The sequence below is a fragment of the Pseudomonas sp. PA-4-8C genome (assembly GCF_021606625.1).
Classification (GTDB): Bacteria; Pseudomonadota; Gammaproteobacteria; order Pseudomonadales; family Pseudomonadaceae; genus Aquipseudomonas; species Aquipseudomonas lactis.
The window spans coordinates 1-11,053 of the sequence record NZ_WKCD01000188.1; the positions used below are offsets into that span (position 1 = coordinate 1).

At 60.0% G+C, this 11,053-nt stretch carries 7 protein-coding genes, 1 pseudogene and 1 riboswitch; of the genes and pseudogenes, 4 read left to right on the top strand and 4 right to left on the bottom strand.

From position 1 onward, the window contains the following. Positions 1-932: 932 nt before the first annotated feature. The 4 genes from GIW04_RS21820 (at position 933) to GIW04_RS21835 (ending at position 5,566) form a co-directional block, all read left to right on the top strand. The gene (locus GIW04_RS21820) at positions 933-2,012 is read left to right on the top strand and encodes a 3-deoxy-7-phosphoheptulonate synthase (protein ID WP_057710137.1); all 1,080 of its coding nucleotides are present in this window, start codon (positions 933-935) and stop codon (positions 2,010-2,012) included. A 61-nt stretch (positions 2,013-2,073) separates the two neighbouring features. Beyond that, positions 2,074-2,279: riboswitch (cobalamin riboswitch) on the top strand. Between the two features lie 91 nt (positions 2,280-2,370). Further along, the gene (locus tag GIW04_RS21825; RefSeq protein WP_120249128.1) at positions 2,371-4,293 is read left to right on the top strand and encodes a TonB-dependent receptor plug domain-containing protein; all 1,923 of its coding nucleotides are present in this window, start codon (positions 2,371-2,373) and stop codon (positions 4,291-4,293) included. After that, positions 4,293-4,652 carry a (2Fe-2S) ferredoxin domain-containing protein gene (locus GIW04_RS21830; RefSeq protein WP_003190374.1) on the top strand — a complete coding sequence of 120 codons (360 nt, stop codon included), beginning with the start codon at positions 4,293-4,295 and terminating at the stop codon, positions 4,650-4,652. Before GIW04_RS21825 ends, GIW04_RS21830 begins: the two co-directional genes overlap by 1 nt. After that, the gene (locus GIW04_RS21835; protein WP_094775427.1) at positions 4,649-5,566 is read left to right on the top strand and encodes an ABC transporter substrate-binding protein; all 918 of its coding nucleotides are present in this window, start codon (positions 4,649-4,651) and stop codon (positions 5,564-5,566) included. Before GIW04_RS21830 ends, GIW04_RS21835 begins: the two co-directional genes overlap by 4 nt. Positions 5,567-5,609: 43 nt before the next feature. Here the strand turns inward: GIW04_RS21835 and GIW04_RS21840 are convergent, their stop codons facing one another. From GIW04_RS21840 to GIW04_RS21855, 4 genes and pseudogenes are all read right to left on the bottom strand, one after another. Further along, the gene (locus GIW04_RS21840) at positions 5,610-6,032 is read right to left on the bottom strand and encodes a hypothetical protein (RefSeq protein ID WP_003190372.1); all 423 of its coding nucleotides are present in this window, start codon (positions 6,030-6,032) and stop codon (positions 5,610-5,612) included. Between the two features lie 133 nt (positions 6,033-6,165). Beyond that, the gene (locus GIW04_RS21845) at positions 6,166-9,738 is read right to left on the bottom strand and encodes a transporter substrate-binding domain-containing protein (RefSeq protein ID WP_120249163.1); all 3,573 of its coding nucleotides are present in this window, start codon (positions 9,736-9,738) and stop codon (positions 6,166-6,168) included. Positions 9,739-9,786: 48 nt separating this feature from the next. Beyond that, entirely contained in the window at positions 9,787-10,413 is a 627-nt protein-coding gene (locus GIW04_RS21850) for a response regulator transcription factor (RefSeq protein WP_003190370.1), read from the bottom strand. 288 nt (positions 10,414-10,701) lie between these two features. Next, positions 10,702-11,053 (bottom strand): annotated as a pseudogene (locus GIW04_RS21855) (MgtC/SapB family protein); the annotation flags it as partial.

Here is an 11,053-nt window from a genome sequence, read left to right on the forward strand (position 1 = left end):
TGCCGGTTTAGCCGCCCCGCGCCATGGATGGCGCGTGGCGGCGGCCCCCCAAATCACTGGCGGATTACGGGCACACCGAGCCTAGGCGAGGTGCCGAGTGGTGGGGCAAGAGCGTTTTGCTTACTTTGCCGCTTTTGCAAAGTGAGCCGCCGTCAGGGCGGAACCCTAAGTGGCCGTTACCGCAGGAATGGATATGTACTCGGTCTGACACCCTGTGTCGACTGGCAGGCCGTCATCGCAGGCAAGCCAGCTCCCACATTTGGATCCTGGGTGTCAGGTAGAGATGCGTCGCCTGTCAGTCCGTCACGGGAGCAAGCTCCCTCGCCACAGGTCCAGCGTCGCAGCAAAGTTGTGTAGATACCTATGCCCATAGCGGTAAGTACCGCCACACAATAGAAATTACTGATTGAATCCACCTGCACGCCTCTAGTAAGCTCCCCCCATCATTTGGAGAGCCCCATGTTGCCACTCACCCACACTCAGGTTTGCCCTGCTGCCAGCGCCTTGCGCTCGGTGTCGGCTACCCGTGTGAACGGTTCGAGCGCACTGGCCGGCTTTTATTTTGGGTATTGGTTTAGCCACTGGCGCGCCTGATACCTGAAATCGGCGCCCACTACTCAAGGGGTCGCCTACCAGAGAAATCTAAACCCCCGGTCGGCTCCCCGACCGGGGGTTTTGTTTTTTTAGCGCCTGACAACCTGTTTGCTCACGATCACTTAAAGGAATCACACCATGAACTTCACCACCTATTACCGCTACGACACTTGCACTGCATGGCGATTTAGCCAGCTCCGTTCGGGACAGCCTGCCGCCTCCGACCGGTCACCCCGTGGTGGCAAGCCAACACACGTAGCCGATACGGCCAATTGTCGAACACCCCAGTAGGCCAAGCGTGCGGGAATCGCCCGCCGCTTGCCCAGGAAGCCTTGAATATGAACTCCTCCGTCGCCGCTTTGCCCGTCTCCACCCTCAACAGTGCCAATGAAGCCCTGACCCAGCGTTTGCCCAGCTCCCTTGAGCTCAAGCATCAGCTCCCGCTCAGCCCGTTCCTCAATGAACAAGTCCACGCCCATCGCCAAGCCGTGCGCGCCATCCTCAATGGTGAAGATTCACGCTTGCTGGTGATTGTCGGCCCGTGCTCGATCCACGACCCGGAATCGGCCATGGAATACGCGCGCAATCTGAAGAAGCTCGCGCTTGAAGTCAGCGACCAGATGCTGCTGGTGATCCGTGCCTACGTCGAGAAACCGCGCACCACGGTGGGTTGGAAAGGCCTGGCCTACGACCCGCACCTGGACGGCAGCGATGATATGGCCGCCGGCCTGACCCTGTCCCGCGAGCTGATGCGTGAAATGCTGCGCCTGGGCCTGCCGGTCGCCACCGAGTTGCTGCAGCCCATGGCCGCCGGCTACTTCGATGACTTGCTCACGTGGGTCGCCATTGGCGCACGCACCACCGAATCGCAGATTCACCGCGAAATGGCCAGCGGCCTGGGCATGCCCGTGGGCTTCAAGAACGGTACCGACGGTGGCGTCGCCATTGCCTGCGATGCGATGCGCTCAGCCTCTCACCCGCATCGCCATTTCGGCGTCGACAGCCAGGGCCACCCGGCGATCATCCAGACGCCCGGCAACCCCGACACCCACCTGGTGCTGCGCGGCGGCCACCGTGGACCGAACTACGATGCGCAAAGCGTGGCCGACGTAAAGCATGACCTGGCCAAGTCCAAAGTGGCGGCGCGGATCATGGTCGACTGCAGCCATGCCAACAGCGGCAAGAACCCGCTGCGCCAACCGGCGGTATTCAATGAGGTGCTGGAGCAGCGCTTGCAAGGCGATACCTCGCTGGTCGGCATGATGCTTGAGAGTCACCTGTTCGAAGGCTGCCAGCCGCTGAGCGCGTCGATGAAATACGGCGTTTCGGTGACCGATGGTTGCCTGGGTTGGGACACGACCGAGCAGTTGTTACGCAGTGCCGCTGAGCGGTTGCGGGAGCACGGCAAAGCCGACTGATCGGTGAAAAACATACAGCTGGGAGAGGCGGGAAAGTTGACGAGCACTCGTGCGAGTGTTCAGATGCCCGCCTGTTTCAGGTGCCCCCTGCCGCCGTGCTTGGGGTGAAACGGGAAACCGGTACGCTCATGTTGAGCAAGTCCGGTGCTGCCCCCGCAACGGTAGATGCGTGATCCCTTCGACACACCACTGTGGCCCTCGCGCCATGGGAAGGTGAAGGTATCCATACGCATGAGCCCGGAGACCGGCCTGGAATTTCTGTTTGGCAAACTCCTGCGGTGGGCGGGCATGGGCCGGTATTGGCGTGTGCTCGATGCCTTCTCTTGCGTGCTTCTGCGAAGATACTTTCGAGAAGACTATGATCCGACATTCATTCACTCCCTTGATCAGTTGCCTGTTCAGCCCGTTGCTGCTGGCCGACAACACTCCCTTGGTGCTCAACCCGCAAATCGTCTCGGCGCCCTCAGTAGAGTCCGGCACGGTTGCGGCCATGGCCCAGTACGGCAGCAACGTCAACGTGGTCAGCCGCGAACAGATCGAGCGGGCCGGCCCTTCAGCCGACGTGTCTCGGGTGATGCAAATGTTCATTCCCGGGCTGTATGTGGCGCCGAAGAACGGCCCGTTCGACTATGGCACCTATTCCCTGCTCGGCGGGCGCAACGATGACACCCTGATCCTGCTCGATGGCGTGCGCTTGAACAACCGCCTGTACGGTGGCCTGTACCTCGACACCCTGCCGGCCAATGCCATTGAACGCATCGAAGTGCTCAAGGGCGGCCAGAGCCTGCTGTTCGGTACCCAGGCGGTATCGGGCGTGATCAACATCGTGACTCGCAGCCCACAAACGCGGGCGGCTGCCGGCGAAGTGAATATGGGCCTCGACACCTTCGGCGGCACCACGGGTGACGCACGGGTCGAGAAGATTTTCAGCAACGGCTGGGGCGACCTGGGCGTGCTGGCCTACGTCAGCCGCAATGCGTCCGAGGGCTACCAGCCGTTTCGCAATCGCGATATGAAAAATGTCACGGACAAGAAACGCTCTTACGAAGTCACTACCTTCGGTACCAAAGCAGTTCAATCTTTTGGCGATGATTCGCGCCTGGAACTGTTCTACCAATACGCCGACGCCAACCTAGATTTCGCCCGTCCGGTAGCCTCCCACAAAACTACCAACGACCGTGTACAGCAAATCGCCACAGCCACGTTCGAGCAAAGCCTCGACGAACGCCTGAGTTATTTCGTCAAGGGCCACATCAACGATTGGGATACCCGCTATACCCGCCTCAACAACCTAGACGGTGGTGGTACCCAGGTTATCAACCATAACGACTACTGGGGCTTCACCGACTGGGGCGTGCAAGCCGAAGGCAAAGCCGAGTTGCCGGGCGGCCATGTAGTGATCGTCGGCAGCGACAACCAATGGTTCAAGGGCCAGGACGATGTGCTGGTGATCGACGACAACAAAGCCCAGGCCCACGCGCTGTATAGCCAACTGCGCCCGCAGATCGACGCCCTGCCCGACTGGCACCCCAGCCTCGGCGTACGCCACGAGGCCATGAGCGGCGGTGACAGTGCCACCGTCGGTATGCTCACCTCCCTCTACAACCTCAACGATCACTGGGCCTTGCGCGGCCAATACGGCACCGCCTACAAGCTGCCCAATGCCGAACAGCTGTTCGTCAACGAAGCGGACGAACAGGGCAACCGCCACCTCAAGCCGGAGAAAAGCCGCAACGCCGAGCTGGGCGTTGATTACACAGGGCAACTTGCGGAACGCGATTTCAGCGCCAGCGTCACCTTGTTCAAACGCAAGATTACCGACCTGATCACTCTAGACGATGTGCAGTGGGTCAATGGTCAGGGCCAGATCCAGATGCGCGGTTTCGAGGCCGACGCCAGGTTGGCGCTCAACGACCAATGGAGCGTGCAGGCCGACATGACCCGCAACCTGACCGAATCCCGCGCCGGGGTCACCCTTAACGATATTCCCAGTTTTTTCGCCCGCTCACGCATCGGTTTTGAATCGCAAAACCGCCTATGGGGTGCAGGCGCGGCACTGCGTTATATCCGCGATGTCATCAGCGCCAAGCAGGTCGAGTACGGGCATTATTCTGTGGTGGACGCCGACGCCTATCGCTATCTGGACAGTGCCCACCGGCATCGTTTGAGCCTGCTGGTGGAAAACCTGTTCGACCGCGACTACGTCACCAGTCGCGCCAACAACGTCGACAACCTCGGCCGCCCCTTCACCGCAGAGGTGCGTTACAGGTATCGCTTCTGATGGCTGACATCACGCCAATCGACGGGGTCGACACCCACCCCGACTGGTCGCGAATTCCTGACCACAGCCACCATGTATTCCTGTGCACCGGCCCGCGCTGCACCCAGCGTGGAGCCTTGCAACTGTGGAAAACCCTACGCCGCCGGTTGCTGGAGCTGCAACGCATCGAAGTGCCCGACGGCGTGCTGCTGACCCGCACCCATTGCCAGTTCCCCTGCAACCTCGGGCCGGTGCTCACGGTTTACCCGCAGCGCTGCTGGTACGGCGTGCACAGCAAGGCGGATGTGATACGCCTGGTGGATATGCACCTGGCAGGCGGTGAAGTGGTTGACGATCTACTGCTCAAGGAGCGCGCATGAAAATGTGGTGCGTATGCTTGATTGCCCCGCTCTGCGCAACACCGGTGCAGGCAGACAATTACACCAATTGCGCCCAGGCCTGGGCACTGCCACACGCGCCACCCTCGCGCATCGTCGCCCTCAATCAACACGCGGCCGACCTCTTGCTGGCGCTGGATGCCAGGCCTTCAATGGTGGGCGTGGCCTATCTGGACGACAGTGACAAAGCGCATCGACAGGGCCGGTATTTCGAAGTGCCGGTGATTGCCGCCCAATATCCCTCCAGCGAGGTGCTGTATGCACAGCGCCCCGACTTGGTGGTGGGCGGTTTCGCCAGCGCGTTCGGCAAGGGCGTGAGCTCACGCACGGGCCTGGCCGATAACGGCGTGGCGTCCTACCTGCTGGAGTCCGCGTGCGCCGGGCACAACCTGGATTACTTCGAGCACATCCGCCAGGACCTGCTCACCCTTGGCGCCCTGCTGCACAAATCGCAACGCGCCCAGGCCCTGAGCGACGCACTGGACGCCGACCTGCAACATGCCCAGGCATTGGCTGACAACGCCCAACCGGTATCGGTATTTTACTTGGACAGTGAGGTCAACGGCCTCGCCAGTGAAGGTCAACGAGGGTTTGTCACCGCCCTGCTGGCGGCATCGGGTGGCCGTAACGTGCTGGCTGATGCACCTCTTTCGCGGGTGACCGTGAACAGCGAAACTTTGCTGACAAAAGACCCTGACATCATTCTATTGGCCGACGCCCTCTGGTCCCCCGCCAGCCGCAAGCGCCAATTGTTGACCACCGACCCGGTGCTATCGACGCTGCGAGCGGTGCGTGAGAACCGGATGATCGATATTCCGTTTACCCATTTAGTACCCGGCGCCGACAGCGGCAAGGTGGCGCTCGAACTGGCGCGCAAATTTCGCGGCATACAGTAACCCCTTAAAGCGCCCTCTTGTAGGAGCGAGCAATGGCTGTGGACTAGGCCCGGGCCACCGGCATGCGAGACAACTCCCGCAACCACGGCAACACCCGCAGGCCGTGGGCAGTCTCGCAGGGGTCGACGATGTCCATGAAGTGTTCGAGGTTGACGTGGTCCGGCACGCCCGGCAGGCGCACCCGCACGGCCGGCGTTACACCGCCCGGGGCGCCCAGGTCCAGATGTTCGTAGACCAGTACATGACGCACCTGGGGCTGAGGTTCATAGGCTTGGGCCATCAGCCCGGCATGGATTATCAGCACATCGAAGGGTTCGGCAGGAATGGCGGTAAGAATCCGCACCTCTTCGAACGTTTGCACCGGCACGATCCGGTAATAGCCCAACCGGTTGAGCATTTTCTCGATGTACAGGCGTTGCAGATGCTGTTCATCGGCAATCAGGATGGTCAGTGCTTTGTTCGGCATGGCAAACCCCTGGCAGGCAGTGCTCGGCAGTGAGCGCTGCCCATTTTCCAGACATATGCCGACGACAAAATCAGGCATGTTCCCGGTTTGCGTAAGAGTTTTCCCAAATTTCCCGAATGGCGATCAACCGCAGTCAAGGCTGATTGCAATAAGCGCTCAAGCCATGACGCAAAACATCGATCGCTTCAGCCACGCCCTCAACCGCTGGCCCCAATGCCTGAGGGTCGCGCTGTTCACACACTGCCTCCAATGCTTCACACCCACCGATCAATAGGTTTGCCTTGACCATCCGCGCGCCGCCCTTGGCACGGTGAGCCAGGTCGTGCAGCTTGGCAAAATCTGCCTGGCTGGCCAGGCGCGGCAGTAAGGCACGGTCTGCCTCCAGGCTTTCGAGCAACGGCGCCAGCAATTCGACAAGCGCAGCGTGATCATCGCCGGTCAGCGCGACCAATGTGCTCAAGTCAAATGTCGCCACGGGCTGCGGGCCCGCGTCGGCCACACGCGAGGCCAGCGCCGACCGCAAGTCGTCAAGCCCGGTTGGCTTGAACAGGCAGCCATCCATGCCCGCCTGCCGGCAGCGCTCGGCTTCCTCCGGTTGTGCGTTGGCGGTGAACCCCAGCAACAGGCAGGGTTCCAGACCCTGTTCACGCTCTTGCGCGCGAATCTCCTGTGCCAGCTGATAGCCGTTCTTGAACGGCATGTTGCAATCGGTAATGACGCCGTCGAACTGCCCCGCTCTCCACTGTTCAAGCCCTTGAACACCGTCTTCGGCCGTGACGATATGGTGGCCCAGAAAGCTCAACTGTCGAGCCAGCAGCAAGCGGTTGGCCGGGTAGTCGTCCACCACCAGAATCTTCAGCGCACGGCCCTCAGGCGCCGCCTCTTGCGCAGGCTCAACCGGGGCCGGCAGCGTGGCGGACATGGCCAGGGTCAACGCCACGTCCACCCGAGTACCGTGCCCCAGCACGCTACTCAAGTGCAATTGACCACCCATCATTTCACACAAGCTGCGGCTGATCACCAACCCCAGCCCAGACCCGCTACGTGCCGACTGCTGGTTATTGCTGCCCTGGATAAACACACTGAACAACCGCTGCTGATCGGCGATGCTGATTCCGATGCCGGTGTCTTGCACCCATAACTGGACGGCCAAGCGATCGTCCTCGACCACCGCCTGCGCAACCAGACTGACCTGCCCATGAGAAGTGAACTTGATGGCATTGCTCAAAAGGTTCGATACCACCTGCTTGAATCGCAGCGGGTCGACCAGCACCGCCCGGTCAATCAACGGGTCCAGCTCAACCTGCAGCGCCAGCCCCTTGGCGCGGGCCAGCCCCTCGAACACGCGCGCGACCGACGCTAACAGCTCATGCAGGTTGGCGGGCTCCAGGGTCAGCGACAAGTGCCCGGACTCAATGCGCGCGATATCGAGAATATCGCCGATCAACTCCAGCATGCCCCGCGAAGCCACCGAAGCCACCTCCAGGGCGTCGCGGTCGACCCGCCCCTGCTCGGCATTTTTCAACGCCAGCTCGATCATGCCGATTACGGCGTTCATGGGCGTGCGGATCTCGTGGCTCATGGTCGCCAGGAAGGTAGTCTTGGCGCGATTGGCGGCATCGGCATCGTCCTTGGCTTCCTGTAGCTGGCCAAGCAACCGATGCCGCTCGCTCACGTCGACCCAACCGGCAATCATGCCCACTACTTTCTCGTCGCCGTCGCGATACGGCAGCATCCATTGGTAAATGGTCAACACATCGCCATTGGGCACCTTGAGTATTCGGTCATGAATCTGCGGCTCGCCCCCCGCCATCAAGCGCAGGTAATCCTGATGAAACGACTGGGCCTGTGGCGGGTTTTCGACGTCGGTTTCCACCACCGTCCTGCCGATCACGTCTTCAAGCTTGTAGCCAAACACGTCGAGGTAGGCGTTATTGCAGGCCATCAACCGCCCTTGGCGGTCACGCACGTAAATCGGGTGCGGCGTGCCGTCGATCAATACGCTCATAAACCGCATCTGATCGCTCAGCGCTCGCTCGGCCTGTAGCCGCTTACGAATCAGGCTGCGCAGGTAAATGGCCCAGCCCAGCGTGACGGCCAACAACAGCGCCGCCAACCCAAAACCCTGAAGAATCACGTTGCGATAACGCAACCAGTAACTGTCCTCGATGATGACCTCGCTGCGCCACTGGCCAATCAATTCGTCCATTTCCTGCGGGGTGATACTCAGCAGCGCCTTGTCGAGGATCGAATACAACTCCAACTGACTGCGGTTGACCCCAAAGGTCACGCGTGCAGGCTCAGTGCCGACCGTACTGGTGACACGCAAGCGGTCGCGGTAATACCGGCTGATCAAATAGCGCGCGCTGATCAATGAGTTGACCGCACCATCGGCGTCACCGTTGGCCACCAGCGCCATGGCTTGCTGGGGGTTCTCCACATCGACAAACATCACGCCTGGAAAATTCTGCGCTATCTCATCGTGCAGGCCATTGCCAACCACCATGGCCAAGCGTTTGCCAACCATCTCCTCCAACGTGAGCGGGCTGTGTGGACTGTCACGGGTTACCAGCACAAAGGGGTTGGTCAGGTAGGGCCGGGTAAAGCGTACTTTTTCGGCCCGCTCCACACTGGGGGTGATAACCGCCAGCATGTCCGCCGTCCCCGCACTGACGATGTTGACCTGGCGCGGCAACGAACTGCCTGGCACCACATCGAACTTCAAGCCGGTGCGCAAGCTGATGCGCGATAACACCTCGGCACTCAACCCTTCGAATTGACCTCGACCACCAATAAAAGATAACGGTAGGAAGTCATTGAGCACCGCGACCCTGACCCGTGGGTTTTTCTGCACCCAGCGTTGCTCACTGGCGCTCAAGTGCAGCCGGTCAACGCCGATTATGCCCAGGTTACCTCCGCTCCAGCGGCGCAGGATTTCCATCTGCTCGCTGGCGGGAATCGCCTCCAGCGCGGCATTGAGGATGGGCAGCAAACGCGTGTTTTCCCGGGTGACGGCAAACGCAAACGGGTTGACTTCCAGGCCGGAAAAATCCGCCATGCGTACATTATTGAGGTGGTTGCGATTGATCAGGTAATTGCTGCTGATGGCATCCCCCAGGTAGACGTCGGCACGACCAAACGCCACGGCGCCAATGGCTTCGAAGGTCGAGGCAAACAGTTCCAACTGGGCTTTGGGGTAAAACGCCCGTACGGCGTCGGGCTGCATGTAGTGATAGAGCATTGCCACGCGCTTGCCGGCCAGGCCGTCATTCAATACCTGGCTGTCACCGCTGCGGGTCACCAGGGTCGGTTGGTCGTTGGCATAAGAGCGAGACAGCAGCAGTTGCGGGTCGGCCGCTTCATAGCCATTGGCGGAACCGAGGAAATCCACCGCCCCCTGCTTCAGCGCCTCGACCACCTCATCGCGGGTGTCGTAACGCCGAACCTCGATGGAGATATGCAGGGCCTGGCCGACCAATGCGGCAAAATCAGCCGTGATCCCTTCGAGTTCGTCGTTGTTATTGGTCAAGTCAAAAGGTGCGTAATCGGGCGCCGAAACGCCCATCAGCAACGAGCGTCGCTCACGCAGCCAACGCCAATCGGCCTCGTCAAGCGCCACTTGCGGGGTTTCGATATGAGAGTGCCCCAACAGCCGCAAAGCGTGAGGCTCTTCAAGGGCCACCGCGATCAGAGGTAACAGGCTCATCCAAAGGATCGTGACGAACCTGATAAACACGGTGGCGATCATTTCAGATCAGATCAGATGGTTGCGCTGGGCAAACTTGGATAAGTGCACTACCGAAGACATTCGCAACTTCTCCTTGAGTCGAGTCTTGTAGGTACTGATGGTCTTGTGACTCAGCAGCATTTGCTCGGCGATTTCCTTGTTGCCCAACCCTAGGGCGAGCATTTGCAGTACGGTGAGTTCGCGGTCAGACAAACATTCGATCATCTGCCGTTCTGTTTCTTGCAAATCGTCGCGCCGCACCGAACTGGTCGGCAAACTGGGGAAGCAGCTGTAGCCCGACATGATCGCCTTGATAGCCTTTTGCAGCTCATCCAGTTCGCCGGTCTTGGCGACGAACCCCATGGCGCCGGCGCGCATGCAGCGGGTGGAAAAGAACACTGCCAGGTAGGACGTCAGCACCAGAATCTTGCACGGCAAGCCCAACGCCTTGATCCGGCTGATGACCTCCAACCCGCCTAATTTAGGCATCGCCAGGTCGAGGATGATCAGCTCGGGACGTTGCTCCCTCGCCAATTGCATGGCATCTGCGCCATCCCCTGCCTGAAAAATTTCAACAAAACCCTCCAACTGCAAGAGGTGTTTGACCGTCGCCCGGATAAACGGATGGTCATCCACAATTAATGCTTTGCTCATAAAACTTCCCTATGTGGACAAAATACCCTTACACATCACACCGGATCTGGGTACCTGTGAGAAATGACAGTTCCGACGAGCGGCGCTGCCTTATCAGTACGGTAACCAAGCCGTGTCTGGCCCCTTCAATTAACTCAGCATAATCACGGACGCCGGACCTCAATGACCCAACAGCCGCAAGTGCCCAACCTTAGCAACGCAATGATGTTTCAACTGAAGGGATAATCCGGACTAGATGTAGGATTTTTCCACAATCAAGCTTAGCCAATCCTGGCTAACTCATCAGGGTCAGTCGGTAGTACTCGGGCTCCAGAAAGCCTGTACCACCAGGGTTGAAGTTGAGAGGCGCGCTACCAGTGCATCCAGCTCATCACCATCCACCGACGTGGCGGCCAGGATGGCCTCGATTTCCACTTCGTCGCTGCCGAACGGCCGCACATCGACATCACTGGCTGGGTAGTTGCAGCGTGCCAACTCGGCTTCCAGCAACACCATCACGGCCTGTTGCTGACTGCGTCGCGCAATCACGTAAAGGATATTGGTAACCTCTGCCGACACCACGTCCAAGGGTTGGCGGTTGATGTTATTGACGATCGGCCGCAGCAAGGTGTTGGCCGCCAGCACAAACAGCGTACCCAGC